24 protein-coding genes and 1 tRNA gene are annotated in these 26581 nt (G+C 75.7%); 11 read left to right on the top strand and 14 right to left on the bottom strand.

What is annotated here, in order from left to right; all coding sequences use genetic code 11:
- Positions 1 to 22: 22 nt before the first annotated feature.
- The gene (locus ABZW10_RS06765) at positions 23 to 1174 is read right to left on the bottom strand and encodes an N-acetylmuramoyl-L-alanine amidase (RefSeq protein WP_355361043.1); all 1152 of its coding nucleotides are present in this window, start codon (positions 1172 to 1174) and stop codon (positions 23 to 25) included.
- Between the two features lie 285 nt (positions 1175 to 1459).
- Between ABZW10_RS06765 and ABZW10_RS06760 the strand changes: the two genes are divergently transcribed.
- Positions 1460 to 1666 (top strand): hypothetical protein, encoded by a 207-nt coding sequence (locus tag ABZW10_RS06760; protein ID WP_355361040.1) that lies wholly within the window; start codon positions 1460 to 1462, stop codon positions 1664 to 1666.
- Between the two features lie 95 nt (positions 1667 to 1761).
- On the opposite strand, the gene ABZW10_RS06755 is transcribed toward ABZW10_RS06760, so the two are convergent.
- The 3 genes from ABZW10_RS06755 to ABZW10_RS06745 form a co-directional block, all read right to left on the bottom strand.
- The gene (locus ABZW10_RS06755) at positions 1762 to 3966 is read right to left on the bottom strand and encodes a hypothetical protein (protein WP_355361037.1); all 2205 of its coding nucleotides are present in this window, start codon (positions 3964 to 3966) and stop codon (positions 1762 to 1764) included.
- Positions 3967 to 4350: 384 nt separating this feature from the next.
- The gene (locus ABZW10_RS06750; RefSeq protein WP_355361034.1) at positions 4351 to 4872 is read right to left on the bottom strand and encodes a hypothetical protein; all 522 of its coding nucleotides are present in this window, start codon (positions 4870 to 4872) and stop codon (positions 4351 to 4353) included.
- The gene (locus ABZW10_RS06745) at positions 4862 to 5590 is read right to left on the bottom strand and encodes a 2OG-Fe(II) oxygenase (protein ID WP_355361031.1); all 729 of its coding nucleotides are present in this window, start codon (positions 5588 to 5590) and stop codon (positions 4862 to 4864) included. Before ABZW10_RS06745 ends, ABZW10_RS06750 begins: the two co-directional genes overlap by 11 nt.
- 241 nt (positions 5591 to 5831) lie before the next feature.
- Here ABZW10_RS06745 and ABZW10_RS06740 point away from each other — a divergent pair, with 241 nt between their 5' ends.
- On the top strand, positions 5832 to 6185 hold the full coding sequence (locus tag ABZW10_RS06740) for a VOC family protein (RefSeq protein WP_355361028.1): 354 nt from the start codon (positions 5832 to 5834) through the stop codon (positions 6183 to 6185).
- 143 nt (positions 6186 to 6328) lie between these two features.
- Here the strand turns inward: ABZW10_RS06740 and ABZW10_RS06735 are convergent, their stop codons facing one another.
- The 4 genes from ABZW10_RS06735 to ABZW10_RS06720 all read right to left on the bottom strand — a co-directional run bounded on the left by ABZW10_RS06735 (position 6329) and on the right by ABZW10_RS06720 (position 10398).
- Positions 6329 to 7240, bottom strand: coding sequence for an ornithine cyclodeaminase family protein (locus ABZW10_RS06735; RefSeq protein ID WP_355361025.1), 912 nt, complete (start codon positions 7238 to 7240; stop codon positions 6329 to 6331).
- Positions 7241 to 7322: 82 nt separating this feature from the next.
- A tRNA-Glu gene (locus ABZW10_RS06730) sits at positions 7323 to 7394 on the bottom strand.
- A gap of 70 nt (positions 7395 to 7464) precedes the next feature.
- Positions 7465 to 10137, bottom strand: coding sequence for a class IV lanthionine synthetase LanL (gene lanL, locus ABZW10_RS06725; RefSeq protein WP_355361022.1), 2673 nt, complete (start codon positions 10135 to 10137; stop codon positions 7465 to 7467).
- A 93-nt stretch (positions 10138 to 10230) separates the two neighbouring features.
- Positions 10231 to 10398 (bottom strand): SflA family class IV lanthipeptide, encoded by a 168-nt coding sequence (locus ABZW10_RS06720; protein ID WP_355361019.1) that lies wholly within the window; start codon positions 10396 to 10398, stop codon positions 10231 to 10233.
- A gap of 191 nt (positions 10399 to 10589) precedes the next feature.
- Between ABZW10_RS06720 and ABZW10_RS06715 the strand changes: the two genes are divergently transcribed.
- The 4 genes from ABZW10_RS06715 to ABZW10_RS06700 all read left to right on the top strand — a co-directional run bounded on the left by ABZW10_RS06715 (position 10590) and on the right by ABZW10_RS06700 (position 13009).
- On the top strand, positions 10590 to 10988 hold the full coding sequence (locus ABZW10_RS06715) for a nuclear transport factor 2 family protein (protein ID WP_355361016.1): 399 nt from the start codon (positions 10590 to 10592) through the stop codon (positions 10986 to 10988).
- 84 nt (positions 10989 to 11072) lie between these two features.
- Positions 11073 to 11546: a DUF3093 family protein gene (locus tag ABZW10_RS06710; RefSeq protein ID WP_355361013.1), complete on the top strand. Its 474-nt coding sequence runs from the start codon at positions 11073 to 11075 to the stop codon at positions 11544 to 11546.
- Between the two features lie 55 nt (positions 11547 to 11601).
- Positions 11602 to 11952 carry a hypothetical protein gene (locus ABZW10_RS06705; RefSeq protein ID WP_355361010.1) on the top strand — a complete coding sequence of 117 codons (351 nt, stop codon included), beginning with the start codon at positions 11602 to 11604 and terminating at the stop codon, positions 11950 to 11952.
- Positions 11953 to 12166: 214 nt separating this feature from the next.
- On the top strand, positions 12167 to 13009 hold the full coding sequence (locus ABZW10_RS06700; RefSeq protein WP_355361007.1) for an inositol monophosphatase family protein: 843 nt from the start codon (positions 12167 to 12169) through the stop codon (positions 13007 to 13009).
- Between the two features lie 44 nt (positions 13010 to 13053).
- Here the strand turns inward: ABZW10_RS06700 and ABZW10_RS06695 are convergent, their stop codons facing one another.
- A complete protein-coding gene (locus ABZW10_RS06695; RefSeq protein WP_355361004.1) occupies positions 13054 to 16980 on the bottom strand; it encodes a tetratricopeptide repeat protein in 3927 nt (1308 codons plus the stop codon).
- 523 nt (positions 16981 to 17503) lie between these two features.
- Between ABZW10_RS06695 and ABZW10_RS06690 the strand changes: the two genes are divergently transcribed.
- From ABZW10_RS06690 to ABZW10_RS06675, 4 genes are all read left to right on the top strand, one after another.
- Positions 17504 to 17581: a tryptorubin family RiPP precursor gene (locus ABZW10_RS06690; protein WP_350540985.1), complete on the top strand. Its 78-nt coding sequence runs from the start codon at positions 17504 to 17506 to the stop codon at positions 17579 to 17581.
- 117 nt (positions 17582 to 17698) lie between these two features.
- Positions 17699 to 18745, top strand: a complete 1047-nt coding sequence (locus ABZW10_RS06685) for a cytochrome P450 (RefSeq protein WP_355361001.1) — start codon at positions 17699 to 17701, stop codon at positions 18743 to 18745.
- A gap of 181 nt (positions 18746 to 18926) precedes the next feature.
- Positions 18927 to 19823 (top strand): glutaminase, encoded by an 897-nt coding sequence (locus tag ABZW10_RS06680; RefSeq protein WP_355361529.1) that lies wholly within the window; start codon positions 18927 to 18929, stop codon positions 19821 to 19823.
- Positions 19824 to 20015: 192 nt separating this feature from the next.
- Entirely contained in the window at positions 20016 to 21086 is a 1071-nt protein-coding gene (locus tag ABZW10_RS06675; protein ID WP_355360998.1) for a phosphatidylinositol-specific phospholipase C domain-containing protein, read from the top strand.
- Between the two features lie 66 nt (positions 21087 to 21152).
- Here the strand turns inward: ABZW10_RS06675 and ABZW10_RS06670 are convergent, their stop codons facing one another.
- A complete protein-coding gene (locus ABZW10_RS06670; protein ID WP_355360995.1) occupies positions 21153 to 21713 on the bottom strand; it encodes a GNAT family protein in 561 nt (186 codons plus the stop codon).
- A gap of 63 nt (positions 21714 to 21776) precedes the next feature.
- On the opposite strand from ABZW10_RS06670, the gene ABZW10_RS06665 reads away from it, so the two are divergent.
- Positions 21777 to 22814 carry an LLM class flavin-dependent oxidoreductase gene (locus tag ABZW10_RS06665; protein WP_355360992.1) on the top strand — a complete coding sequence of 346 codons (1038 nt, stop codon included), beginning with the start codon at positions 21777 to 21779 and terminating at the stop codon, positions 22812 to 22814.
- Between the two features lie 246 nt (positions 22815 to 23060).
- Here ABZW10_RS06665 and ABZW10_RS06660 read toward each other — a convergent pair whose 3' ends face one another.
- Genes ABZW10_RS06660 through ABZW10_RS06645 form a run of 4 tightly spaced genes read right to left on the bottom strand, consistent with a single transcriptional unit; the run spans position 23061 to position 26528 of the window.
- Positions 23061 to 24023, bottom strand: coding sequence for a hypothetical protein (locus tag ABZW10_RS06660; protein ID WP_355360989.1), 963 nt, complete (start codon positions 24021 to 24023; stop codon positions 23061 to 23063).
- Complete coding sequence (locus ABZW10_RS06655) at positions 24020 to 24853, bottom strand: hypothetical protein (protein WP_355360986.1); 834 nt, start codon at positions 24851 to 24853, stop codon at positions 24020 to 24022. The genes ABZW10_RS06660 and ABZW10_RS06655 overlap by 4 nt, the downstream gene beginning before the upstream one ends.
- Positions 24850 to 25650, bottom strand: coding sequence for a hypothetical protein (locus ABZW10_RS06650; RefSeq protein ID WP_355360983.1), 801 nt, complete (start codon positions 25648 to 25650; stop codon positions 24850 to 24852). Before ABZW10_RS06650 ends, ABZW10_RS06655 begins: the two co-directional genes overlap by 4 nt.
- A gap of 41 nt (positions 25651 to 25691) precedes the next feature.
- On the bottom strand, positions 25692 to 26528 hold the full coding sequence (locus ABZW10_RS06645) for a hypothetical protein (protein WP_355360980.1): 837 nt from the start codon (positions 26526 to 26528) through the stop codon (positions 25692 to 25694).
- Positions 26529 to 26581: the final 53 nt, after the last annotated feature.

Raw genomic sequence — 26581 nt, 5'->3', positions numbered from 1 at the left:
GACCCCGGGCCGGGCCGGGCCGTCAGAGCGCGGCGACCTCGGCCCGCAGGGCGGGCAGGGTGGCGTACATCGTGCCGCCGGGGCAGTCGGTGGCCAGCCAGTCGCGGTGGCCGCTGATCAGGTCGACCGGCTTGGTGACGCCGTTGACCGGGTTGACGAAGGTGACGTGCGCCTGCGGGTCGAGCCCGTGGGTGCGGGTCAGCAGGGCGAGCAGCAGGGTGAGCGAGTGGCGGGCCGCGGCGGTGGGCTCCTGGCCGGTCAGGGTGCCGAGCAGGGCGATGCCGAGGTTGCCGGAGTTGAAGCCGGAGGTGTGGAAGGCCGTCACCACGTTGCCGTTGGCGTCGTGCGCCGGGAGGCCGTCGTCGCCGGACCAGCGGCCCTCGTAGATCCGGCCGGCCTCGTCGATCAGGAAGTGGTAGCCGATGTCGCCCCAGTCCTGGGTGACGGCGTGGTACTCGTATATCGCCCGCACGGTGGCGGCCGGGTCGGCGTCCGCGTTCGGGGTGTCGGTGTGGTGCACCGTCAGGGTCTGCAGCGGGTAGTACTTGGCCGGGGAGTTCTCGACGCCGTTCTTGAAGCGCTTGGACTCGTCGGCGCCCCAGGCGGCGCGGCTGAGGTACTGGACGCCGCAGAGGGTGACCGGTGCGGTCGGGGAGAGCGTGGTGGTGCGGGCCGGCCCCTGGGTGGTGTCCAGGGCGGTGGAGCGCGCGTCGGTGGCGCCGTCGGGCAGCCGCAGGTCGTAGCCGACCGCGCCGCCGGCGGGGACCAGCACGGCCGCGCGCCGGGAGGCGTCGGCGCCCGCCGAGCCGGCCGGCAGGTCGGGGCCGCCCGCGCAGCCGGCGGTGAGCGGCTGCCAGGCGCCGGGGCCGGTGCCCTCGTGGTGGAGCCGGATCGAGCCGCCGCGCCGGGGGCCGTCCCAGCTGACGCCGACGTAGTGGATCGGGAAGTCGGTGCGTGCGGCGGTGGCCGCGCGACCGGCCGCCGAGCGGGCCCGGGTGGCCGGCACGGTGACGGTGCGGGCGGGCGTTCCGGCCGGCGCCGGGGCAGCCGGAGCGGTGGCCGGGGCGCCCGGCGCGGCGGCGTGTGCGGCCGGGGCGGTGGCGAGCGCGGCGGCGGTGGCGCCGATGGCGGTCACCAGGGTGCGGCGGCTGACGGCGGAGCTGGGCTCGGTCATCGGGATCCTGTCTCGGTGCGTGCGGGGAGCGCGGTCCGACTGCTCGGAAGTCGATCTTGAATGTACCCACATGCTGGTTTCCGGTGGCAGCTTCGGAAGATTCGTCTGCCCGAACGGGCACCCGCCCCCCGTTTCACCCTCCCGGGGGAACTTCCCGCCCCGCCGCCCGCGTCGGGTTGCGAATGCGTCCGGCCCCCCACCTTCGTGTGCCAACGTGTGTGCCGCCCGGCCGTCCCACGCGACGGCCGGCGCAGACTGCTGACCAACCATCAAGGAGTACCTGAGATGTCGGTTCGTGGAAAGCTCCGCAAGTTCGCCGTGGTCGCCACCGTCGTGGCCGCCGCCGCCGTGATCGCGCCGACCGCCGCGGTGGCGCACGGCGGGGGCGAGCAGCCCTCCTACTCGGCGGGCCTCGAGGCCGGCAACGCCGCGGTGGGCCTCGTCGGCCCGCGTCTCAGCTGGCTGGCGGCCTTCGAGAGCAGCAACGGCTGATCCTTCCGCCCCGCGCCCCGGAGCCGTCGGCTCCGGGGCGTTCGCGTGCCCGCACCCCGGCCGGCCCCGGACGGGCCGGCCGGGGGCGCGCGGGATCAGCTCACGGTGATGCCGACGACCGCGTACTGCGCGACCGTCAGCGGCACACTCAGCACCGCCCCGGTCACCGTGAACGGCACCGGCCGCGGCGCCGGATCGGTCCCGTCCGGGGTGGCCACCGTGACCGCCGCGACGGTGCGCCCGGCCGGGACGGCGTACGTCAGGGTGCAGGACGCCGGCGTGGTGCGGAACGCCGCCGGGGTGTCCCCGAAGTTGCTGAAGTTCACCAGGTGGACGACGGTCTCCGCACCCAGTCGGCGCGCCTCCAGGTGGATCCGCCGGTCGCCGGAGAGGCCCAGCGAGGGCGGCGCGGCCTCCCGGACCGGGGCCAGCAGCCGGTCACCCGCGGCCTGGTCGGCGGTGCGCAGATAGGCGAGCCCCGGCAGCTCGCCGCCGAGGTACCAGCAGACGCCCGCGCCGAAGGCGGTGCGCCGGGCCGCCGGCAGCGGATCGGCCCGGCGCAGCCCCAGCACGTCGGCCAGCGCGTACTCGGCGCGGGCCGTGCCGTACTCGTCGAGGCCCGTCGGCGCGGGCCCGGTGAGCACGATCGTGCCGCCGCCCGCGACGTACCCGCGCAGCACCGCCGCCTCCGCGTCGGAGACCGCCTGGAGGTTCGGCAGCAGCACCACCTTGAACCGCGCCAGGTCCTCGGCCGCGAGCCCCGGGCTGGTCACCGTGTCGAACGGGATGTGCGCGTACACCAGGGCCTTGACGGTGCCGCGGAAGTCGCCCAGCCACGGCATCGTGGTGCAGCTCATCGCCGCGTCGTCGCCGCCCCACCAGTCGAGGATCCCGGCGGGCGCCGTCGCGTTGGCGTACATGCCGTTGCCCTCGCCCGGGCCGACGTAGTCGCGCGAGGCGCTGGAGTGGTAGACGCCGACCTCGGCCGCCGAGACGGCGTCGTAGAGCCGCCGCTCGTTGGCCTTGACGAAGCCGAACATCCGGGTGCGCATCGCCGCGTCGGTGGTGTCGTTCTTGTACGGCGTCTTCACCTCGTACGGGTTGCAGCCGGCCGCGATCAGCTCCGACATCACCAGCGAGGCGTCGTCGGCCTTCCAGCCGTAGGAGAAGGCCCAGGCCGGCTTGCTGCCGCTGGCCGCCCGCGCGTACTTGTACATCGAGATCAGGCAGGTCCAGTCGGTCGCGGTGGCGTGCCGCATGCCGTCCTCGTTGGCGAGGATGTCGACCTCCCAGACCTGGCTGACGTTGCCCGCCGCCTGTCGCAGGTAGGCGCCGTCCAGGCCGATCGAGGTGGCGTAGCGGTAGTCCATCGAGACGGTCTCGACGAAGGTGACCAGGTCGGGGTTGACGCTGCGCCCGGCGGCGGCGATGTCGAGCTGGAACTGGAGCAGGTTGCGGTGGCGCCACTCGACGTAGCGGCGGAAGACCGGGTCGTTGTCGTTCGCGGCCTTGGGCAGGGCGGGCAGTCCGGTGTCCGCGGTGAACGCGGCGGCGCCCCAGGTGGAGGCGTCGCACCAGGTGAGCACCCCGTCGAAGTAGATCGGCACGTCCGGCCAGATCCCGTCCACGCCGGTGCCGGCGAGCTGCTTGATCCGCTTCAGGTAGTAGTCCCGCCAGGGGGAGTTGGGGCTCACCCAGCAGCTCTCGTCGCCCGGGTCGACCCAGACCACCACGCTGCCGTAGAAGACGTTGGGCTTGCCGTCGAGGGAGCGCTGGACCCAGTTGCGGCCCTGGTCGTTCTTGTAGAACGAGCGGCCCTTCTCGCCGCCGGGCGAGATGACCTCCAGGGACGGGTAGTACATGACGACCTTCAGACCGGCCGCGTGCGCCTTGCCGGCGAAGGTCTTGACCAGCGCGGCGTGGGCGGTGAACTCGGCGTCGGTGTGCCAGTCGGACAGCACGGTGTCCAGCTCGATCACGCTGACGTTCTGGGCCTTGAGCGTGTCGATGGTGCCCTGCATGTCGGCGACCTCGTCGAAGGTGCCGTCGGCCAGCCGGGCGAACCGCGCCCAGTCCGGCCACGCGGCGGGGACGGCGGCCGGTGCCGGTGCGTACCCGCCGGTGGGCGGGCGGACGGCGACGGTGGGCGCGGCGCCGGCGGCCGTCGCGGGAAGCAGCCGGACGGCGGCCAGCGCGCCGCCGGTGGCCAGCCCGGCGCGCAGCAGGCGTCGGCGGCCGATCCGGGAGACGGGGAGCGGGTCGCCGGGGGAACTCGGCGACGGGTCGGTGTACTCGGGCATGACAATCCCTTCGGCGTGCTGCGGTGCGTCACCCGGGACGGGCGGCCGAACGCGGTGGCGCGGTGGCGCGGTGCCGGGGCCGCGGCGCGGGCCGCGGCCCGGAGTGACGGAACGTCGGAGCGTCGGAGAGCGAGGAGCAGCGGTGAACGGCGCGGGCAACGGTGAACGTCCGTGAGCAACGGTGAACCACGGTGCCCGGGGCGGCCGTACCGTGACCGATCGCGAGAACGACGGCCGCACCGGGGACGGCTCCGGCGCGAACCCCCACCCGCGCGGCCGTCCCGGGGCCGACCCTACGTCACGATCCCGGCCCGCCGACCGCCCCGAATCGGCCGACTGTGACCGAGGTTTCCCCCGGGGCGGCAGCCGGGGCGGCCACGCCGCTCAGCGCTGCGGCGGGGCGGGAGGCGCGCCGTGGCTCCCGCCGCCGCCCACCTGCCAGGTCCGGCCGTCCGCCGTGGCGCCGCGCAGGCCGTCCAGGGTGCCCGGACCGGCGAGCGCGAGCGCGAGGGCGCTGCCGGTCGACGCGAAGCCGACGGTCCGCGCCGGGTCCCAGTCGGTGCTGCGCCGCAGCCGCCGGCTCATGCCCGCCCAGCCGCGCGGCCCGGCGGCCACCACCCAGGCGTCCGGCGCGGGGGCGGTGAACCGGCGGGCCTGGCGCAGCCAGGAGGCGGCCTCCTCGGGCCAGTCGACGACGTCGAGCACGCTCCCGCCGCAGGCCCGCCGGCGCTCGGCGAAGGCGCGGGCGAACGCGCGGGCCGCCGCGACGGAGGCCTCGTCGCGGCCGTGCCCGATCACCACGGAGGCGTCCGGCGCCACCAGTCCCAGGACGGCGTCGAGTTCGGCCGCCGTGTGCGGCTCGGGCCAGGGCGTGGCGAGGCCTGGGGGGAGGGCGTCAGGCGGCATCGTGGAACACCAGGCCGAGCGTGTGCCGCAGTCCCGAGCGCACCGTGCCGACGCCGTGCCGGACGGGGGCCGCCGACCAGCCGCGGGCGGACCGCACGGGGCGGTCCCGGGTGGTGAAGACCAGGCCGTGGCCCTGGGGAAGGGCGACGGAATTGCCGCGCGACTGGGCCCGGGGGCGCTGCTCGACGGTCAGGAACTCGCCGCCGGTGTAGTCGACCCCGGGGGCGTCGAGGCCGATCACCACCTGGAGCGGGAACACCAGGTCGCCGTACAGGTCCCGGTGGAGCGCGTTCCAGTCGCCGGCGCGGTAGCGCAGCAGGATCGGCGTGGGCCTGGTCTGCCCGGCGGCGTGGCACTGCTCCAGCCACTCGGCGAGGCCGTCCGGCCACGGTGCGGGCCGGCCGAGCCTGGCCGCCCAGTCCCGGGCGATCGGCAGCAGTCGCGGGTAGAGCGCCTCCCGCAGGGCGGCGACCGGCGCGGGGAACGGCTCGCGGAAGTACCGGTACTGCCCGGAGCCGAACCGGTGCCGCGCCATGTCGACGGTGCTCCGGAAACGCTCCACCTCGTCGTAGAGCCCGGCCACCTCGGCGCACTCGGCGGGGTCGAGCAGCGGCGGCGTCAGCGCGCTCCCGTGCTCCTCGACCTCCTCGCCGATCGCCGCCCAGTCGGCCTCGCCGACCCGCTGCGCGGGGGTCCCGCTCCTGGTGTGCACGCTCACGTCCGCTCTCCGGTCACTCGTCCGACCCGTCCCACGCCTCCCACTCTGCGCTCCCGCCCCGGGCCGGGCTGGCGGAAATCGGCCCTCGCGTTCCGCGCCGTCCGGGACGGCGTCCCGCTCGCCGGGGCGCTCCGGATCGTCGGGCACATCGTGGCCACCGGCTCCTGGCCCCCCGACACGCCCGGGGTGGCCGACCGCCGACCGACCGCCGACCGATCGCCGTCCTGGCAGGATGGCGGGCATGGAACGTGTGCTTGGAATCGGCGGTTACTTCCTGCGTGCCGCCGACCCGGCGGCGCTGAGCGCCTGGTACCGCGACTGCCTCGGCCTGGACGCCGACGACAACGGCCTCTGGCGGCAGGACGCCGGCCCGACGGTGTTCGCCGCCTTCGACTCCGGGACCGACTACTTCGGCTCCCGGGAGCAGCAGACCATGCTCAACTTCCGCGTCCGCGACCTGGACGCGATGCTCGCCCAGCTCCGGGCCAAGGGCGCGGCGGTGGACGAGCGGACGCAGGAGCTGGCGGGGATCGGCCGCTTCGGCTGGGTCACCGACCCCGAGGGCCACCGGATCGAGCTCTGGCAGGCCGCCTGACGGCTGGTCAGGGTTGCCCGCCGAGCGGGACGCGGCGGGTGCCGGGTCAGGCGGTGAGGGGGATGGTGGCCACCGGGGACCAGGAGAGTTGCCAGGCGGTTTCGCCGCCGGGGCGCCTCCCGGGGGCGACCCGGCACGGCCGGTCAGTGGAAGGTGAAGGAGGGCGACGCGGCGTCGGACCGGGCGGCGAGGTAGACGGGCCAGGCGAGGGCGAGGTCCTGCCAGGGGAGGCCGACCGGGGCGAAGACGGTGGGGCGGTCGTCGGGGCGGGCCGGGGCGGTGCCGCGCAGGACGTCGGCGAGCGGGGTGGCGAGGGCCGGGTCGACGGTGGTGCCGTGCAGGACGCCGGAGGTGGCGGCGAGCGTGGGGTCGTCCACCACGAGGCGGCTCGCGCGCAGCAGGGCGGGGGAGAGTTCGGTCTTGCCGGGCTCGTCGAAGCCGAGGCTGGTGAGGTGCAGGCCCGGCCGCAGGACGTCGGCGTCGAGCAGCGGCTCGCGTGACCAGGTCGCGGTGAGGACGATGTCCGCCGCCGTGGCGGCGGCCCGTGCGCTGGGCATCACCGTGCCGACGGCCGCGGCGCGCTCCGGGTCCAGGTCGTAGGCGTACACCTCGTCGATCGGCCGCAGGGTGCGCAGGGCCCGGAGTGCGGTCCGGTTCTGCGCGCCGGCGCCGATGACGGCGACCGTCCGCGCGCGCCGCGGCGCGAGTGTGTGGGTGGCCAGTGCGGCGGCCAGTCCGGTGCGCCAGGCGGTGACGGAGGCGGAGTCGAGCAGTGCGAGCAGTTCGCCGTCGGCCAGGGCGTGCAGGCAGACGATCCCGCGCAGGGCGGGCGTGGCGGCCGGGAACTTGGCGTTGACCTTCACGGTGTACGCGGGAACGTCGGGGAGCAGCCCCGGGATCAGGCACATGGCGGTTCCGGGGCCGGGCAGGCGGGCGCCCACCCGTTGGGCGGCCGGGAGCCGGTCCGTCGTGCGGAAGCCCGCGTCGAGGGCGGCCAGGACGGCCGGGATGTCCAGGGCGGCCTCGATGTCCGTGCGGGAGAGCAGCAGGGTCACGGGGAGCAGTCTCCTCCCGGCACGGGGGACGTGGGAAACGGGCCGGGGGTGGCACCCGTCATACGGATGCCACCCCCGAGGATGGAGCGCCGGGCCCGAATCGAACGAACTCTTCCCGCTGAAAGCGGGCGTGCTGCCAATGCACCACCGACGCCTGGCCGACCGGGCTTTCCGCGTCTCGCGCGGCCCGCCCTCTCGACGAGGAAAAAACTACCAACGGATGATCAGAAACCAAAATCGTCGGGTCGGGCCGGGAACAGCCGGCCCGGACGCGGGCCGCCCCCGTGCTGCAGACGGCGCAGGAAGGCGAGCACGCCGGGCGTGCCGGTGGCCCAGGCGTGGGACTCGGCGGTGGGATCGGCGCCGGGCAGCAGCGGACGACCCCGGGGGCCGCCGGCGCGGGCCAGGATCAGGCCCGCGACCTCCTCGGCGGCGCGCCGGTGGCGTTCGTCCCCGGTGGCCGCGGCCAGGTCGACCAGCAGTTCGCCGACGCCCGCCAGGCCGCAGCACTGGCCGGTCATGCCCATCCTCGGCGCCAGCGCGCGGCAGGCCTGCGCCGCCTCCGCGGCGGGCGTGAGCAGCGCCGGGTCGCCGAGGCGGTGGGCGGCCTGGACGAGCACGGTGCCGATCCCGGCGAGCCCGCGGCACCAGGAGCCGTAGCGGCGGGTCGCTCCGGGGGCGCCGGCGGCCGCCGCGAGCCGGGGGACGTCGGCGGCGAGGCCGTCGACCAGGCGCCGGGCGGCCTCCACGGGCTTGTCGGACTTGTCGGGCTCATTGGACCCGTCGGACCCGTTGGACTCGTTGGACTCATCGGGCAGGGCGAGGAGGAAGTGGGCCGGCCCGGCCCGGCCGTGGGCGAAGCCCTCGACAAGCGCCGCCGTACCCGGGTTGGGGGTCTCCCGGGGGCCGGTGGGGCGGCCGTCGGTCAGCCGGCGGGCGCACTCGGCGGCGACGGCCAGGTGCCGTTCGGCCTCCTCCGGGCGGCCGTCGGCGCGGGCCGCGCGGGCCAGCAGCAGCCGGGCGGTGCCGACCCCGGCGGCCCCGGAGATCTGGTCGGCCGGGAGGTCGTCGCCGAGTGGTTCGCCCCACGCGGAGGGTCGTTCGGTGCCGAGCGGCCGGGCCGCGTGGGCGAGGAACAGCTCGACGCCGGCCCGGCCGTCGTACAGCCCCGGGCCGAGCCGGCCGAGCGCGGGGTGGGCGGCCGTCCAGCGGGCGAGGGCGGTGGCGGCCGCGCGGGCCCGCGGCCGGTCCGGGTGCTGGAGCAGTTCGAGGCCGAGTCCGGCGGCGCCGTCGTAGAACGACAGCAGGGTGCGTGGCCGCCCGCCCCGGGGGTCGGCGTCGACCAGGTCGTGGGCCATCCGGACACAGCGGTCGAGGGTGTGCCGGACGGCTTCGTCGAGCAGCTTCCCGGTCACCGTCGGCGGTCGGTGGGCCCGGCGGGTGGAACGGAGGCCGGACCGGACGGTGCCGCTGCGCCGCAGCTCGGCGGCGGCCGCGGTCCGTGCCCCGGCGTCGAGAGCGAGCAGCCCGGCCACCACCGTCACCACCGCGTCCGCGTCCGTGTCCGCCGGCGCGTGCCCCGGGAGCGCGCCGGCCAGACAGGCGAGGGTGCGCTCGCGGTTGACGGCCGGGTCCGGGTCGATCACCACGGGGTCGAGTCCGGTGGCGGCCCAGTGCAGGGTGGCGCCGAGCGCGTAGTAGTCGTCGGCGGGCCGTGCCGCGCCGGCGCCGGGCAGGCCGTAGCCCAGGGTGGCGCCCTCGGGCCGTTCGCCGGCGAGGGCGCTGACGCCGAAGTCGACGAGCGAGCAGCCGCCCGAGCCGTCGAGCACGACGTTGGCGGGCTTGAGGTCGCACACCACCACGCCGCGCGCGTGCACGGCGTCCAGGACGGCCAACAGTCCGCGCGCCAGCGCCCACCAGCCCCGGCCGCCCGCGTCCCCGGTCCCGACGGGGTACGGGCCCGCGGTGAGGACGTCGCGGCGCAGGTCGTGCGGTCCGCGGACGGTGCTCACCAGATACTCGTCCTCGCCGTGCCGGAAGTAGTCGACCGCCCGCGGCACTCCGGGCACTCCGTCGAGCGCGTCGAGCACCCGCCGCTCGTGCCGGAGCCGGCCGCGCGCGTCGGTGCCGGACGGGTCCTCGGCGACGAACGCGCGGGCCTGCTTGACCACCACCGCCCGCCCGGTGGCGAGTTCGACCGCCCGGTAGACGTGCCCGTTCGGTGAGCGGGTGATCCCGCCGGTGATCCGGTAGCGGCCGTCGCCGACCCGGGTGGTCGCCTCCCGCCGCGCGGCACGGGCGGCGAACGGGTCGGCCGTCCAGGGCGGTTGGCGGTAGGCGCCGTCGGCGAGGCCGGGGAAGGCCTCCCCGGCGGGGCCGGTCATGACGAGGTCCGGGTCGTCGCCGGTGACCCGGAACGGCCCGTAGCGGTAGTAGACGGGGGCGTCCGCCCGCAGTTGCCGGTCGCTGACCACCCGGGGGCCGGGGCGGCCCGCCAGCACCTCGGCCAGCTCGGCCGCCAGCGCCTCGATCCCGCCCGGGGCCGGGTAGACCGTGACCGCCTTGCCGACGGCGGCGGCGCCGCGCAGCCCGGAGTTGAGCCGGCCCAGCACGGCGGCGTCGGCGGCGAACTTGGCGTCGCAGCGGTGCCGGAGCAGGACGGGGAGCACCAGGTCGACCAGGTCGGGCAGGTGCTCGGGGCGGGCGGAGAGGTGGAGCTTCCAGCCGTGGGCGAGGGCCGGCATCTCCGGGTCGTGCAGATACAGCCAGCCGTCGCCGGCGTGCAGCCGGCGGTGCGCGGCGCCGTCCGGCGCGGCCAGCCGGGCCGCGATCCGGGAGCGCACGTCCTCGGCCGTTCCGCGGCCGGGCTCCCGGCCCGGTGGTGCCGCTGTCGCCATGGCCTCCGCCGCTCCCTCCCTGGTCCGCCGTGCCCTGGGGTCGCCGGGCGGGCGCCCGCCCGGCGGCCGGTTACGCGGACCGCTCGGTGGAGGTCAGGAGTTGAGCCCGCATTCGAACCGGGTGGGGACGTAGGTGACCCACGGGTCGTCGATGCACGCCACCGGCGCGAGGTCCGCGTCGAACTCGTCCTCGAAGGCGATGGTGTCCTCGTCGATGTCCAGCAGGCCGGCGTCGCGGATCTCCAGGACCTGTGCGCTCATGATGGGCTCCTCCTGTAGAGGGTCGGCGGATACCTTTCGACGGCATGTTCATGCTAGCCAGCGATCCGCGTTCACCATAGGGGCGCGACATCGTCACATCCGGAACACCCGGAAGCGGGAACTCCGTTGACGGTGCGTGACCGATCACCGCGGCGCGGACCGGCGGACCGCCCGGTGCTACGGTCGGGCCCATGTCCAAGACCGAGATCGACCAGCTGACCGCCGAGTTCTTCGGCGCCTTCGACAACCGCGCCGGCCAGGGCGCCGATGTGGCCCGGCTCCGGCGGCTGATGCTCCCGCAGGGAGTGATCGTCTGCACCGCCCCGACGTTCACGGTCTACTCCGTCGAGGAGTTCGTCGAGCCGCGCGAGCGCCTGCTGAACGACGGCCGGCTGGTCGGCTTCTCGGAGTGGGAGACCTCCGAGCGGACCGAGATCGTGGGGGCCGTCGCCTCGCGCACCGGCGAGTACCGCAAGTCCGGCACCCTGGACGGCGAGTCCTACGGGGGCGGCGGGACGAAGACCTTCCAGTTCGTGCGCACCCCCGAGGGCTGGCGGATCGCCGCCTTCTCCTGGTACGACGAGGCCTGAGCCCCGGCGCCGCCGCGCCACGCCCGCACCGCGCCGGGCGGCCCGGCTGCCGGGACCGGGCCGCGGCGTGGCAGCATCCCGGATGTGGTGATCTACGACGAACGACTCTCCGTCCCGCTGCGCTGGTGGCTCGCCGCCCTGACGGCCGCCACCGCGCTCACCTGCGCGCTGGCCCCGCTCGGTCCGCTGCCCGCGCTGGCCGCCGGCGCCCTGCTGCTGGCGCTGGTGGCCCCGGCGCTGAACGGCTACGGCGCGGTCCGGATCCGGGTCTGCGACGGCGTCCTGGTGGCCGGGCCGATCGTGCTGCGCGGCGAGCACACGGGCGCGGTCGAAGTCCTCGACCAGGCCGCCGCCTTCGCCTGGCGCACCCGGCTGGCCGGTCCCCGGGCCCGTCTGCTGATCCGCAGCTACCTCCCGCGCGCCGTCCGCGTCGAGGTCGCCGAACCCTCCCTGCTCTGCCCCTACCTGTACCTCTCCACCCGCCGGCCCGAGGCCCTGGCCGCCGCCCTGGCCGAAGCCCGCGACCACTGCTCGCTCGCGGCCGCCACCGGCCGCTGACGCCCGGTACGGTACGGGCCGGACCGGGCGCACGACATCCAGGGGGAGAGCCGCCATGACACGGAGGACCGCCGACCGCGCCGCCGCGCTGGCCGTCGAACGGACCGCCTGGGGAGCGCTCGGGATCCTGCTGCTCGCCTGGACCGTGTTCGAGGCGGTCAAGCACGCGGGCCTCACCGCCCCGCTCGCCGTGCTCGGCCTGCTCGTGCCGTGGGCGGCCGCGCTCGCCCCGGGGCGGCCGGTCGTCCGCCGGGCGCTGCTGCGCGTCTGGATACCGCTCGCCGTCATGGTGCTCTGCTCGCTCGTCCCCGGACCCGCCGACGACATCGCCGCGCCGTTCACCTTCGGCATGGCCTGGCTGACCCACCTCGCGCTGCGCCGGGCCCTGGGCCGTACCCCGCGCTGATCCCGGCCCCGACACGACGTGGGGCTCCCCCGGCCGTGGCGACGAAGTGATGTGCGGGGGGCAGGGCGCCCGTCGCGTCCGAGGCGCCGCGCCGTGCGTCCGCACGCCGTCCGCGGCGGCGCGGGCGCCGGACGGGCCGGACCGGCCGGGCCGCCAGGACCGTCCGGCTGTTCGGTCGGGATCCGGAGAGCCCAAGCTGTGATGTGATGGACAGATGATCGACGAACGATTCGCCGCGGACTGCCTGGGCCCGGTGGAGGAGGCGGTCCGGCGGGCCGCCGCCGCCGAGATCATGCCGCGCTTCCGCGCGCTGACGGCCGACCAGGTGGCCGAGAAGCACGGCCCGTATGACCTGGTGACCGTCGCCGACCGGGGCGCCGAGGCGCACCTGACGGCGGCTCTGACGGCGCTGCTCCCCGGCTCGGTCGTGGTGGGGGAGGAGGCGGTCGACGCGGACCCCGGCCTGTACGCGGAGCTGGCCGGCGACCGCCCGGTCTGGATCGTCGACCCGATCGACGGCACCCGGACCTTCGTCCGCGGCGACGAGGGGTTCTGCACGCTGGTCGCCCTCGCCCACCGCGGCGAACTGCTGGCCTCCTGGACGTACGCCCCGGTCCACGACCGGATGGCGACGGCCCTGCGGGGCGGGGGCGCCCGCCTGGACGGCGTCCCGCTGCGGACGGGCTCCCCGGCCGAGGGCGCGCCGCTGGAGATCGCCGCCTCCTTCCCCTTCCAGGCCACGCCCGAGGCGAAGCGCGCGCTGGCCCACCTGCGGACCGAGGGCGTGCACACCCGGCCGTGCGCGGGCTCGGCGGGGCTGGAGTACGTGGCGATCGCCCGCGGCGCCCTCGACGCGACGGTGTTCGCCTGGGAGAACGCCTGGGACCACGCGGCCGGCCTGCTCCTGGTCGCCGAGGCGGGCGGCGCCCACGCGACCCTGGACGGCACGCCCTTCCGCCTCGCCGGGGGCAACCTCCTGCCGTTCACCACGGCCCGCGACGCGGCCACTGTCGGCCGGGTCCGCCGCCTCCTGCTCGGCGACCGTCCCGTCCGGTAGCCGCGAGCCGCTCCTCTCCCGGGCCAGGATCCGAGAGGCAGACGCTAGCCGCCGACGTGGTCCCGGACGGCGTCGGGCAGCCGGCGGCCGGTGACCGAGCGCCAGGCCCGCTCCACGGCCCGCGGGCCGAGGTCCCGCGCCAGCAGCCCCAGGTTGACCACGCTCGGCCAGGTCAGTGGGTGCGGGAACTCCTCGAAGCAGGTGATGCTGCGCACCAGCCACTCCATCGCCTCGCGGGGCCGCCCCTGCTCCGCGGCGAACAGCCCGAACTGCCCGAAGGTCCGGGCCAGCCCCGGGGCGTCGCCGATCCGGTGCGAGACGTCCAGCGCCTTGCGGTACCGGGCCTCGGCGTCCGCCGCCCGGCCGCCGGTCTGGGCGGTCACCCCGAGCTGGTGGTAGCTGACCGCCACCCCGGCCTGGTCGCCCAGCTCCTCCCGGACCGTCAGGGCCCGCGCGTGCCAGGCCTCCGCCCCGTCCAGGTCGCCGAGCCGGGCGGCGACGACGCCGAGTTGGTGCTGGCTGGCGGCCGTGCCGGGCCGGTCGTCGAGGTCCTGGCGGATCTCCAGCGCCTTGCGGTGCCAGGTCTCGGCCTGCTCGAACCGCTCCTGGGCCGTGGCCAGCACGCCGAGCTGGTGGTAGCCGCGGGCGGTGTCGGGCAGGCTGCCCGACTCCTTGGCGAGGGCCAGCGCCTCCGTGCACCACTTCTCGGCCGCGGCGAGGCGTCCCAGTTCGGCGGCGACGGCGGCGAGCCGGTGGTGGAGGTCCGTCGCGAAGGTCCGGTCGGCCGGCTGGTCGGCGTCGGCCAGGGCGCGCCCGTACCACAGGTAGGCGTCCTCGAAGCGGCCCTGTTCCTGGGCCAGTACGCCGAGTTGGTGCCGGCAGGCGGCGGCCCACCGGGACTCGCCCTGCTGCTCGAAGGCGTCGAGCGCCTCCCGGGTCCGCCGCTCGGCGTCCTCCGGGCGGTCGAGGCGGTGGGCGATCACCCCCAGCCGGTGGTGGCCGATGGCGATGCCGTGGGCGTCGTCGAGCCGCTCCAGGAGCGCGAGCGAGTGCAGGTACCACTGCTCGGCCTCGGCGAACTCGCCGCGGTCCACCGCGATCCGGCCGAGCTGCTGGTAGCCGTCGGCGAGGTCGTCGAGCTGGTCCGGGGCCGGGGTCCGCCGGTCGACGGCGTGGTGGATCTCCCGGAAGGTCCGCTCGGCCTCCTCGGTGCGCCCGGCCCGCACCAGGCGCCGGGCGTCGGCGCCGAGCACGGACAGCCAGAGCGCGCCGGCCGGGGTGTCGGCCGCCGGCGGTCCGCCGTCGACGGCCTCCAGGGCGGTCCGCACCCGGTCGGTCCAGCCGCGCGCCTCGGCGTCCAGCCCGTGGGCGCTCCAGTGGGCGTGCAGCGGCCGGACGAGCGCCAGGGCCTGCAGCCACAGCCCCTGCTCGACGGCCCGGCCGAGCAGGCCGCCGATGGTCCGCCGCTGGAGGTCGAGCGCGGTCAGGACGAACTCGGTGCTGCCGCCCTGCAGTTCGCGGGTGAGCAGGAGGCAGAAGTTGACCTGGGCGCCCAGCAGGGCCTGCTCGGCGGCGGCCCGCTGTTCGGCGAAGCCGGGTTCCTCGGCCCGCCACCGGGCAGTGAGCACGTCGGCGATCGCCGGGTGGACCAGGAAGGCGGTGCCGGTGCGGGCGGTGAGCAGGCCCAGCCCGGCCGCCCGCTCCAGCAGCCGCTGCCACTCCTCGGTGCCGCGGTCCCGGAAGCGCTCGGGCGCCAACGGTTGGCGGGAGAGCAGGGCGAGCACGGTGGCGTCGGCGGTGCCCCGGAAGAGCGTGACGGCGGCCAGCGCCCGCCGGTCGGCGGCGGTCAGCCGGTCCAGCGCGTGGGCGGCGCTCACCGTGAGTGCCGGATGCCCGCTTCCTCCCGGCCGCGCCTCGGCGTCGCGCGTGAGGGTGTCCAGGGCGTGCCAGGGTTCGTGCGCGTCGAGCGAGGCCAGCACGAGCCGCAGCGTCAACGGGTGCCCGTCCGGCCACTCCAGCAACTGGCCGAACACCCGCAGCCCGCGTTTGCGGGCGGTTTCGGGGTCCGCGGGGAGGAACTTCTCGGCGTACTCGACGGCCTCCTCCGGGGCCAGGCCCGGCACCTCGATCCGCAGCGGCTCGGGGCCCAGCCAGTCCTCCGGGGTCCGGCTGGTGAGCACGAGCGCGCCGCGCCCGTGCCCGGCCACGCGGCCGAGGAACGCCCGCAGTTCGGCGCGTTCCTCCTCGCCCGGAGCGGGGGTGCCGCCCGCCGGGTCGTGCAGGGTGTGCAGGGACTCCACGCCGTCCCAGATCAGCAGCACGTCCCGGGCGGCGAGCTCCCGCTCGACGGCCTCCCGGCGCTCGACGGGCGTGAGCGGGTCGAACTCCTCGGCGGCGAGCAGCCGGTGGCCGATCCGGTCGACCACCCCGGCCAGTCCGAACGAGGCCACGCCGGGTTCGAAGGAGTGCAGCACGACGGCGTCCGGTCCGTCCACCGCGCCGGTGTCCCGGCACCAGCGGCCGAAGGCCTTCGCCAGCTCGGTCTTGCCGACGCCCGCGGGGCCGTGCAGGACGACCACCCGGTGGCGCCGGGCGCCCGCGTCCAGGTCGAGCAGCAAGCCGTCCCGGCCGACGAACGCCCCGACGGGGGCGAGGCCCTCCAGACCGTCCCGGGCGTCGCGGTCCACGGCGCTCCCGTGTCCGGCCGCGAGGGCGTCGGGCAGGTCGCCGTGCTCCGGTGCGGACCGCTCGGCCGCCAGTGCGGGGAAGGCGACCTCGGTGCGGCGGTAGAGGGCCGGGACCGTCCAGTCGGCCAGCGGCAGCGGGCCCCTGACGGAGGCGCGCCGGTCCTGTTCGGCGAGGTGCCGACGGCCGGCCGCCACCGCAAGGGAGATCCGCTCGCCGCGACGGAGGCGTTCGTAGACCACGGTGAGGAACGCGGTGGTGGCCGTCGGGCCGGGGCCGTAGGGCAGGGCGAGCACGGCGCCGGCGCCCTCCCGGAGCAGCCGGAGGGCCGCGGCGGCCCCGGCCTGTCCGGCCGGGCTCCCCGACCGGTGGGGGCTCAGGACCACCAGCGGGACCGCGGCGGCGGCGAGCAGCCGGGCGACCCGCTGGACCGGTACGGGGTCCGGGCCCCCGTCCGGATGCTCGAACACCAGGGCGTCGCCGGGGTCGTGGCCGCGGGAGGCCTGCGGAGCGTGGGCGGGACCGGAGAGGTCGCCGGTGCCGGAGAGCACGCCGGGTCCGTCGAAGTGCACGATCCGGAACGGGCGGCCCTCCTCGCGTGCCTCCCGCAGCGTCTCGCCGAGCGCGGCGAGGGTCGGCGGGCGCAGCACCCGGAGTTCGACCGCGTCGCGTCCCGGTCCGAGCCGCCGCAGCAGGGGGAGGGCGCTCGTCCGTGCGGCGGCGTCGAGGGCGGTCCCGGCCGCGGCGGCGTTCGCGGAGGTGTCGGTGGCGGCGTCCGGCCGGGTGACCACCAGCAGGACCCGCAGCCGGGACCCGTCGGTCGCGGTGAGCGGGTCGAGCGCGTCGAGCACGTGGAGCGGATCGGCGTCCGCCGGGCAGCGGCTCACCGTCACGTCGTCGAGCACCAGCGGGGCCCGGCGCCCCGGGTCCGCCATCAGCTCCCAGGGCAGGCCGAGCAGCGGCGCGGAGTCCGAGCGCAGCACGAGCTCCAGTGGGCCGCCGCGGGCCCGTGCCCGCAGATAGGCGTCCCGGCCGGGGCCGTCGCCGAGCAGCGCGGAGAACATCCGCGCCCCCCAGTCCGGGAGCTGGCGGGCGATGTGCGGGCCCCGCTCGCCGTACGCCCCGAACGGGGTGCGCAGGTGGTCCTCCAGGTACCAGCGGAGGTCCTCCAGGGCCGTGTCGTCCAGGGGCCTGCGCAGCCATCCGGCGTCGACGGCGGGCGCCGGGACGTCGGCCCCCGGGAGCCACTCCGTCACGGACATCCGGCCGTCGGCGTGGAGATCCACCACCAGACGTTCGACCACAATCGCCCCCAGCGAGTGCTTGGCGGCCGGTCGGCCGTTCCGCTGCGGAGCACAGGGTAGCGGCGTCGCCACCGAAGGCGGGCGCCCGGGGGCGAAGTGCGCGGTGACGACCCGTCGCGGGCCCGTGCGGCGGGGTGCGGAACGGAAGGGGCAGGCGGGTTGCCCCAAAGGGCAGACCGAACGTTTCGTCGGGAGCGTTCGCCCCCTCCCCGACCTCCGCGCGGAAGGCCGCGTTCACCTGGGGGTCATCGGCGGGCGCGGCTCTGACCAGCGCTGTCGCGCTCGCGTCAAGATCGCTCCGGCGGGCCGGGAGACGCCAAACCCGCCGGTCGGCCGTACTCCGGGTGAGCTGCGTCACTTGACCGGGTTTTCCGGCTGGGATTCACTTTTTCCGGCGGCGGAAAGCGGGGGGTCGAATTCTTCGGAACCCCCCGGGGCCCGTCCTCGCCGACCGCTCGCCGAACAGTTGTTCGCCATCGTTCCCTGTCGATATGGAGGTGCTGTCATGAAGCTCGTTCACTTCGTGAAGAAGGTCATGCCGGAGAAGAGCCTGAAGGCCTACGCCTGGTACGGCTGGATCTAATTCCCCGGCGGTTCTTCCGCCGTCGGACACGTGCCCGGCGAGTGCCACCCGCACTCGCCGGGCACGGGCCGCTCACCGCGAGCCGGCCACCACAGCCGCTCACCCTTGGAGTAACGGATGGCCATGTCCAGCACCGGCCGGAGCGCCCGGGTCACCCTCTTCGCGCCGCGGATCGACGAGCTCCTGCACAGGTACCGAGGTCAGGACCTGTTCCGCCTGGAGGCGGACACCGTCGGGGTCGCCGGCGTCGACCTCATGGACGGACTGCTGCGCAGCCGGCCGGCCAACGCCGAGGAGCGCCCGACCTTCAAGCCCGTGCAGGGTCGGTCGGTCACCCGGGCCGACGCCGCCGCGCTCATGCAGGCCGTCTCGGCCGATGTCCGGGCGGCGCTGAAGAAACCGCTGGGCGAGCGGACGGACCTCTCCGGGAGATGGCCGCACACTCCGCACGTCTATCTCCGGGACCTCGTTTTCGGCCGGGAGAGTTTCCGATTCCGGGTCCTGGTCGACCGCCGGCTGGAACTCACCCCGAAATTGACCTGGATGGCGGTCGCGGCCGGAACGGCGATGCTCGGAAAGCCGGGTACCGAAATTCCGCTGTCGAATCTGGCGGCCCGGGTGCTGGACGCCGAGACGTACGACGACCGCCGCTACGCGATGTACCTCTACCGGCGGGTGGCGGGGCCGATCTGCTTCACCGTGGCCGCGCTGGTGACCAACGCGGTCTGGCTCGGCGCCCCCTTCGACGACGACGTGCCCAATCGGGACGTCCTGCTGGAGGCGCTGCGGCTGCTGCCGCCGTCCTGGAACATCCTGCGGGTCGCCTCCCCGGAGTTCGGCGCCGTCGACGGCCGGATCGGCCGCAAGGACGACATCCTGATGCTTCCGCTGCTGAGCCATCGTGACCCCCGGCTGTGGGACGACCCGGAGACCTTCCGCCCGGAGCGCTGGAAGGACCTCGACCCCGACACCCAGCCCGGCTACCTGCCGTTCGGGCACGCCAACGAACGCTGCTGGGGGCGGCACATGGTGATGCCGCTGGCCGAGCGGATCCTCGATATCGTCCGCCGCGACGGGCTGGTGGTCAGCCCGGAGCAGCGGGTCGGCCGGGTCGAGCTGGACGGCCTGCTGGAGGTCTCGGGCGTCCGGATGGTCCGCCGCTGAGGAGAACCCGGGGGCGCGTCGGGCGCACCGCGCGCCGGGGCCGACACCCCGGCGCGCCGCCGACCCCGCCCGCGGCCCGCCGGGCGGCAAGGACGACAATGGCGCGGTGAACGACACGAGCGGCCTGACCGAGCTGACCGGTCCGAACGACCCCGACGGCGCCGGTGCGGACCACCAGGCGCTGGTGCGCGACGCGATGGCCGCCGCCGTGCGCTCGCCGCTGCGCGGCCGGGTGGCCGACTACATCCCGGCACTCGCCGAGGCCGACCCGGCGGCCTTCGGCATGGCGATCGCCACCGTGGACGGCCGGGTCTTCGGGGCGGGGGACTGGCGGCGGCCCTTCTCCGTCCAGTCGGTGTCGAAGCTGTTCACCCTCGCCCTGGCGCTCGCCGAGGGCGGTGACGGCCTGTGGACCGGGGTCGGCCGCGAGCCCTCCGGCAACCCGTTCAACTCGCTCGTCCAGCTGGAGTCCGAGCACGGCATCCCGCGCAACCCCTTCATCAACGCCGGCGCCCTGGTGGTGACCGACCGGCTGCTCGACCTCACCGGCGACGCGGCCGGTGCCGTCCTGGACCTGCTGCGCGCGGAGTCCGGCGATCCGACCGTCGACGTCAACCGGTCGGTGGCCGCCTCCGAGGCCGAGCACGGCCACCGCAACGCCGCCATGGCGCACTTCATGGCCAGTTACGGCAACCTGCGCAACCCCGTCGAGGACGTGCTCGCCCACTACTACGCGCACTGCGCGATCGAGGCCGACTGCCGGGACCTGGCGCTGGCCGGCCTCTTCCTCGCCCGCCACGGCGTGCGCGCCGACGGCTCGCGCCTGCTCTCGCGCAGCGAGGCCAAGCGGATCAACGCCGTCCTGCTCACCTGCGGCACCTACGACGCGGCGGGCGAGTTCGCCTACCGGGTGGGCCTGCCCGGCAAGAGCGGCGTCGGCGGCGGCATCCTCGCGGTCCTGCCCGGCCGGGGCGCGGTCTGCACCTGGAGCCCCGGTCTGGACGCCGCGGGCAACTCGGTGCTCGGCGTCGCCGCCCTGGACGCCCTGACGACGGCCACCGGCTGGTCGGTGTTCTGACGGCGGCACGGCCGCGGGCCCCGGCAGCCGGCCCGGACAGCTCCGTCCGGTGACGGTCCGGAAGCTGACGGTCACGAACTTGTTATGTCCTCTTCACCGGTTCGACGGCCGGACGGGTCATGCTCTGCACCGGCGGGAGCCACCGCCGAAGGCGCGCCGGCCCGCCGGCGCACTGACAAGGGGACTGACACCGTGACCGTCCGCCGTACCCTCATCGGCACCCTCGCCGCCGGGCTGCTCGCCGCGGCCGCCGCCGTCCTGCCCGTCGGCGCCGACGCGCAGGCCGCCGGCGGCAGCACCCCGGGCGAGCTCCCGTTCGCCTCCGCGACCACCGTCGGCCTGCACAACACCTACGACCCGGCCGCCTTCGGCTACCTCGCCCAGGGCCTGGACACCGGCACCGGCATGATCGAGCTGGACACCTGGCCGAACGTCGTCACCAAGGAGTGGAAGGTCAGCCACTCCAACCCGCTGGGCAATACCAACAACTGCGTCAGCGCCACCTCGGCCGCCCAGCTCTACTCCGGCGGCACCAACAAGAACCTGGACGCCTGTCTGGACGACGTGCGGATCTGGCTCGGCGCCCACCCCGGTGCGGGCCCGCTGGTGATCAAGCTGGAGCTCAAGCCGGGCTTCTCCGGAAACCTCGGCATGGGCCCCGCCCAGCTCGACGCGGTGATCGCCGCCCACCTCGGCTCCGCCGCGCTGCGCCCGGCCGACCTGCTCGCCAAGCCGGGCGGCGGCTCCTACCCGAGCCTCGACGACGCCGTCCGCGCCGGCAACTGGCCGACCAGGTCGGCGCTGGCCGGGCGCGCCCTGGTGTACGTGATCCCCGGCACCGTCGAGCTGGACAACCCGTTCGACACCCTGCACACCGACGTCGAGTACGGCCGCTACCTGCGCGACCTGGCCGCGGCCGGCCGGATCGGCGAGGCCCGGATGTTCCCCACCGCGCTCGGCGCGGCGGCCGGCGACCCGCGCACCCGGTACAGCGAGACCTCGATCCGCCCCTGGTTCGTGGTCTTCGACGGTGACGCCGCCACCTACCTCAACGGCATCGACACCGGCTGGTACGACACCAACCACTACCTGCTGACGATGACCGACGCGCACAACGTCGCCCCCGCGATCAGCAACACCGACCCCACCGCCGACCAGGCCCGCGGCCGCACCGAACAGCTCGCCCGCGCCCACGCGACCATCGTCTCCAGCGACTGGCGCAAGCTGCCCGACGTCCAGTCACTCGTCCTCACCCGCGGCTGACGCCCGGCACTCCGCAGCGCGGACGCTCGGCCGGGGCTCCCGGCCGAGCGTTCTGCTCGGGCGGACTCAGGCCGGGGCGTCGGCCGCCGGCTCCGGCTCGTCGATCCACTCCGAGGCGAGCAGCCCGAGGATGACCTCGTCCTCGAACGCCCCGCACACCCAGGCGGCGCGCCGCAGCGTGCCCTCGACCACGAAGCCCGCCCCCGTGGCGGCCTTGATCATCGGCACATTGCCGGCCATCGTCTCCACCTGGAGCCGCTGCAGCCCGCGCACCGTGAACCCGTAGCGGCAGAGCAGCCGCACGAGGTCACCGGCCAGGCCGCGCCCGCGGAACCCGGGCCGCAGCGCGAGGCCGAGGTGGGCGCGCCGCTGGTGGGCGTCGATGCCCCAGACCAGCGCCTCCCCGGCCAGCTCGCCCGACGACAGCTCCACCACCGAGAAGAAGGCGACCCCGTCGTCGCCCTGGCCCACGACGAACGGGGACTCCGGGGAGCCGGGCGCGAGGGGGCGCCAGGGGCGGGTGTCCGCGCGCGAACGAGTGACGACGTCGTCGTAGAGCTCGGTGTGCAGCAGCGGGATGTCGTCGTCGTGCCGGGCGCGGAGCGCGATGCGCGAGGTCTGTAGCATGTCACATGGTTAACAGGGGTCACTGCTGCCCCGCAACCGATTTTCCGCCCGGAATCCCGGGGAATGACGGTGCGCCGGTCGGCCGTTGGCACCGAGGTGACCGCCGCGCCCGCCCTCCGCCTCTCCGTCCTGGACCGTTCCCGCACGCGCCGGGGGGAGCAGCCCGCCCGGGCGCTGCGCGACACCGTCGCGTTCGCGGTGGAGGCCGAGCGGCTGGGCTACCACCGGTTCTGGGTCTCCGAGCACCACGGCGTGCCGGGGGTGGCCGGCTCGGCGCCGACGGTGCTGGCCGCCGCCGTGGCCGCCGCGACGTCCCGGATCCGGGTCGGCACCGGCGGGGTGATGCTCCCCAACCACCAGCCCCTCGTCGTCGCCGAGCAGTTCGGCGTCCTGGAGGCGCTGTTCCCGGGCCGGATCGACATGGGCCTGGGCCGGTCGGTGGGCTTCACCGACGGAGTGCGCCGGGCCCTGGGCCGGGAGAAGGACGCCGCGGACCGCTTCCCCGAGCAGCTCGCCGACCTGCTCTCCTGGTTCGACCCCGCCGCGCGCGGTCCCGGGGGCGTGCACGCCCGCCCCGCCGAGGGCCTGGACGTCCCCGCGTTCGTGCTGGCCACCGGTGCGGGCGCGGACGTGGCCGCCGAGGCGGGGCTGCCGCTGGTGATCGCGGCGGTGCGCGGGGAGGAGGCGATGCGGGCGGCGATCGACCGCTACCGCGAGCGCTTCCGCCCCTCCGCCCGGGCGGGGCGGCCCTACGTGGTGGTCTCCGGGACGGTCGCCGTCGCCGGGAGCGAGGAGCGGGCCCGGGCGCTGCTCGTCCCGGAGGCCTGGTCGAGCGCCCACAGCCGGACCCACGGGGAGTTCTCCCCGCTCGAACCCGCCGAGGAGGTCCTGGCCCGGTCGATGACCCCGCGTGAGCGGGCCGCTTTCGAGCAGGCCCTGACCGGCCACCTGGCGGGCACGCCCGGGCGCGTCGTCGCCGAACTCGCGGCGCTGATGGAACGGACCGGCGCCGACGAGTACCTGGTCACCACCAGCACCTACGACCGGGCGGAGCTGCTGGCCTCCTACCGGCTGCTCGCCGAGGCCGCCGGGCTGTCCTGAGCCCCGGCGGCGCCGGCCGCGTCCCCGGTCACCCGTCGACCCGCCGTGCCCGGGCACGGCGACCCGGACCCGGACGGCGCAGCGCGGCGTGCGGTAGCGCTGGGGCGGGCGGCGGCCGGTGCCGACGAGGAACCGCTCCCGGGCCGTCGGCAGCTGCCGCCCGTCCACGTTCGCCGCCGCGCCCGGGCGCCGCGGCGAGCCCTCGCGAGCCGAGCTGTCGACCGGGCGCACGTCCAGGGGCGGGTTTCAGGCCAGCAGGTCCGACTGGAGCGTCACCACCTGCCGGAACGCGGCGGCGGGCACGCCCTTCGGGTTGGACAGGGTGATGACACCCACGAGGTCGCCCGCCGCCAGGTATGCCACCCGGACGGGCGGGGCGTCATGGGGCGTGGCGGTCCGGGTCGCGAGAGTGACGCCGTAGACCTCGTCCCAGCCCGTGGGCGTGGCCTCGCCGACGGTGGGAACGTCCTTCGGGCCCTTGCCGTCGCGCAGGCCGGCGAAGGCGGAGAAGGCCTCGGCGGAGGAGCCGAACGAGAGCAGACGGATCTGCGTGCGGGTGCCGTCGGCGGCGGTCCACTCGCGGACGACGGCGGCGCGGCAGGCGTACTGCAGCAGCAGGGCACGGGCCTCGACCTGGTTCGCCTGCTCGGCGACGAAGGCGTCGCAGTCTCCCGGGCCGGCGGCCGCTCCGGGCGCGGGGGAGGCGGTGGTGGCCGTGGCCGAGGGGGAGGCCGAGGTGGTCGGGCTCGCACTCGCGCTCGGGGTTCCGCCGCCGCTCACCGCGAGCGCTGCCGGGTGGCCCGTCGGGGTGAGCGAGCCGCCCGCCTCCTTGGGCACGGGCAGCAGCAGCTGCCGCAGGTCCGCCGCGTGCCGGCTCTTGTTGTCCTTGGGCGCGGCCTTGCCGGAGGGCAGCGGTGGCAGGACCAGCGCCGGGAAGGTGTAGCGCCCGTCGCTCCTGGTGGCCAGCCCCGGCAGGTCGGTGCGGTCCTGCGCGGTGACGGCGAGCGCGCTGCCCGTCCCGGCCAGCGCGCACACCACGGCGGCGGCGCCCCACCGCAGCGCGGCCTTGCGGCGCCGGCTGCCGCGGGCGCGCTCCTCCTCGGTCGGTGCTCCGGCCGCGGGCGCCACGACGGGGACGTCGGCCGCGAAGGGGACGTCCGGCACCGCGGGGGCGTCTGGCACGGCGGGGGTGTCGCTGCTGTCGGTCATACGGAGGCTCCCGGGCGGGCGAGGCGGTCGAGCTGCTGGGCCAGGAGGGCGACGATCGTGTCCTTGGGCAGCGGCGCCAGGCCCTCGGCGTTCATCACCACCAGGAGGTCGCCCTCGGCGGCCGAGCACTCCATGCGGTCGAGCGGCGCGGACGGCGGCGCGGGCATCAGGTAGCAGTGCGCCTCGGGGTGGCCGGGGACGGCAGGGCCGAGGCGGAAGACGCCGGTGTCGGTGAACACGGCCGTGTACTCGTTCGCCGACTTCACCTCCTGCTGGTTGAACTGGTGCAGTTTCATCCCGATGACGAGGTCGCCCTTCTGGCTCTTGTAGGTCCGCACGCCACCGGCCTTGACGTGCAGGTCCTTCCAGGCCTGACGGAGCTTCTCCCGTTCTTCCTTGGGGAGCGTCCCGAGGTCGTCGTCGAACGCGGCGGTGAGCTGGTCGGCCGTCAGCTCGGTGTTGTTGCCGTCGGGGCCGTCGTCGGGCCCGGGCTCGAAGTCGGCCGGGACCGGCAGCATCAGGTCGAGCAGCGAACCGAAGTGGTTGCCGTTGGACTTCGCGCCGAACGGCGTGGCGGTCGCTGTCGGGGCCGACGCGGCCGTGGAGGGCGCGGGAGCCGCGGCGGGCGCCGGATCGTCGTACCGGACCTCGATGATGCCGACGCCGATGGCCACGCCGACCAGGGCCGCCGCCGCGGTCGCGCCGCCGGCGCGCAGGACAAGGCGGGTCGTGGCGGAGGCCGCCGGGGCCCCGGTGACGGCGGGTCCGGTGGCGGCGGGCGCGGTCTGCGGGCCGGGGAGCAGGGGCTCGGTCACGTTGTCGTCGGTCATACCAGCCGCTCCCACTGCTGCTTGGCCAGGCCCTTCACGAACTCGGCGTCCACCGGCTTCGCGCCGAAGACCTCGATCTCCATCAGCACGGTGCCACGCTGCGCGACGGCCACGCCGGGGTAGTACTGCTCGGTCGTCTCGGCCCAGTAGACCGGCTTGTCGCTGACCTCGTAGCCGCCGTTGGCATGGTCGGCGAACGGTTGCAGGCGGGTCGTGCCGCGTTTGGCCGCCTTCTCCACCTCGACGGCGGAGTCGGGCCCGAACTGGACCAGGGAGACCCGCACGCTCATGTCGCCCTGCTGCCAGTCGACCTCCACGGCACGCCGGAATCCGCTCCGGTTCAGCTCGGTGAAGACCGAAGCCACCTTTCCGGAGGTGTCGGCGTGTTCGCCGACCGTGATCCAGCTCGGCGTGTCCGGGTAGTCGTCCCAGGGCTTGCTGCCGCTCGGCGCGGTGATCAGCAGCTTCCGCAGGTCGCCGTCGATGGCGAGCGGCGAGGGCGTCGACGCGGCGGCGGCCGGGTCCTGCACCCCGGAGGGGTACGCCGGCAGCGCCACCTGGACCGGCGGCAGCGGCGTCGGAGGGCGGCCCGCCTGGACGGCGTAGCCGATGCCTCCGCCGGCGGCGGTTCCGAGCACCAGGCCGGAGACCAGCAGCAGGACCGGACGCGGGCGGCGCGGGCGCCGGGCGGGTACCTGGTCGGTGGCGGGTTCGGTGGCGGGTTCGGGCGCGGGCGGTGCGGCCGGCGGGGGTGGCGGTCCGTCGACCGGCGACGGCACCACGGGTTCGGTGGTCACGCAAGGCTCCAGAGAGGAAGAAAGAGGAGGGCCGGTCGGCTTCAGCGGCCGGAGGTCAGCCAGTCGCGCTGGCGCTTCATCAGCTCGCCGAGCAGCGCCTTGTCGGGATCGCCCTTCACCTCGACGTCGACCGTGTACTGCACGTCGCCCTGGCTGGAGATGCCGCTCAGCGATCCGGTGTACGCCTGCTGCTTGGGCTTGCTGATGTACCCGTGGGCGCCGGGGTCGCCGGTGACCTCGACGGCGGGGAGGTCCCTGGTGTCGTTCTTGGCGAAGAACTCCGCCTGCGCGGCGGTCCCGAAGCGCAGCAGGGTGACGGTGACCTCGGCCTTGCCGTCCGCCGTGCGGTACGTCCGGGTGGCGGCGTCCTTGTAGCCGAGCGTGTGGAGGGCGCGCATGACCTCCGCCCCGCCGTCGAACTCCTTGATCATCTCCTCGTCGGTCAACGGCATGCCGTCGGCCGGGCCGTAGGACTCGCCGCCCGCGGGGATCGGGAGCAGGAAGTACCGCAGGTCGCCGTCGTGCCGGCCGCCGCTGACGCTGCCCTTGAGGGTGCTCGTCGGAGCGGGGACGGGCGCGGGCGGCGGGATGGTCGCCGGAGCGGAGGCGGAGGGCGTGGGCGACGTGGTCGGGCTCGCCGAGGACGGCGCGGCCGTCGTCGCGGCGGTGACGGCCGGCCGGTCGTCGGGCTTGCCGACGGCCACCGTCACGGTGGCGCTGACCGCCGTGACGGCGAGCAGGCCCGCGGTGGCCAGTGCGACGGCGGCGGCACGCGAACGCTTGCGACCGGTGGCCGGGTCGACCGCGGGCGGGCCACCGGCGGCCGGAGCGGCCACGGCCGGGTCGGCGGCGGGCGGCACGTGATCGTGCGCGGACAAAGGGATTCCCCCCAGGGAAGGATCGGGAAGTGTGCGCTCGGGCCTCTCAGGGG

The organism is Kitasatospora sp. NPDC004723 (assembly GCF_040609255.1).
In the GTDB taxonomy this organism is placed as follows: Bacteria; Actinomycetota; Actinomycetes; order Streptomycetales; family Streptomycetaceae; genus Kitasatospora.
This window is presented reverse-complemented; position numbering and strand designations above follow the sequence as displayed.

What these genes read in the sequence shown, in the direction of transcription:
- ABZW10_RS06755 (WP_355361037.1), bottom strand. Translation starts at nt 3,966, where the DNA reads ATGCCCGAGTACACCGACCCGTCGCCGAGTTCCCCCGGCGACCCGCTC.
- ABZW10_RS06655 (WP_355360986.1), bottom strand. Translation starts at nt 24,853, where the DNA reads ATGACCGACGACAACGTGACCGAGCCCCTGCTCCCCGGCCCGCAGACC.
- ABZW10_RS06670 (WP_355360995.1), bottom strand. Translation starts at nt 21,713, where the DNA reads ATGCTACAGACCTCGCGCATCGCGCTCCGCGCCCGGCACGACGACGAC.
- ABZW10_RS06665 (WP_355360992.1), top strand. Translation starts at nt 21,777, where the DNA reads ATGACGGTGCGCCGGTCGGCCGTTGGCACCGAGGTGACCGCCGCGCCC.
- ABZW10_RS06690 (WP_350540985.1), top strand. Translation starts at nt 17,504, where the DNA reads ATGAAGCTCGTTCACTTCGTGAAGAAGGTCATGCCGGAGAAGAGCCTG.
- ABZW10_RS06750 (WP_355361034.1), bottom strand. Translation starts at nt 4,872, where the DNA reads ATGCCGCCTGACGCCCTCCCCCCAGGCCTCGCCACGCCCTGGCCCGAG.
- ABZW10_RS06700 (WP_355361007.1), top strand. Translation starts at nt 12,167, where the DNA reads ATGATCGACGAACGATTCGCCGCGGACTGCCTGGGCCCGGTGGAGGAG.
- ABZW10_RS06740 (WP_355361028.1), top strand. Translation starts at nt 5,832, where the DNA reads ATGGAACGTGTGCTTGGAATCGGCGGTTACTTCCTGCGTGCCGCCGAC.
- ABZW10_RS06685 (WP_355361001.1), top strand. Translation starts at nt 17,699, where the DNA reads ATGGCCATGTCCAGCACCGGCCGGAGCGCCCGGGTCACCCTCTTCGCG.
- ABZW10_RS06705 (WP_355361010.1), top strand. Translation starts at nt 11,602, where the DNA reads ATGACACGGAGGACCGCCGACCGCGCCGCCGCGCTGGCCGTCGAACGG.
- lanL (WP_355361022.1), bottom strand. Translation starts at nt 10,137, where the DNA reads ATGGCGACAGCGGCACCACCGGGCCGGGAGCCCGGCCGCGGAACGGCC.
- ABZW10_RS06715 (WP_355361016.1), top strand. Translation starts at nt 10,590, where the DNA reads ATGTCCAAGACCGAGATCGACCAGCTGACCGCCGAGTTCTTCGGCGCC.
- ABZW10_RS06765 (WP_355361043.1), bottom strand. Translation starts at nt 1,174, where the DNA reads ATGACCGAGCCCAGCTCCGCCGTCAGCCGCCGCACCCTGGTGACCGCC.
- ABZW10_RS06660 (WP_355360989.1), bottom strand. Translation starts at nt 24,023, where the DNA reads ATGACCGACAGCAGCGACACCCCCGCCGTGCCAGACGCCCCCGCGGTG.
- ABZW10_RS06720 (WP_355361019.1), bottom strand. Translation starts at nt 10,398, where the DNA reads ATGAGCGCACAGGTCCTGGAGATCCGCGACGCCGGCCTGCTGGACATC.
- ABZW10_RS06760 (WP_355361040.1), top strand. Translation starts at nt 1,460, where the DNA reads ATGTCGGTTCGTGGAAAGCTCCGCAAGTTCGCCGTGGTCGCCACCGTC.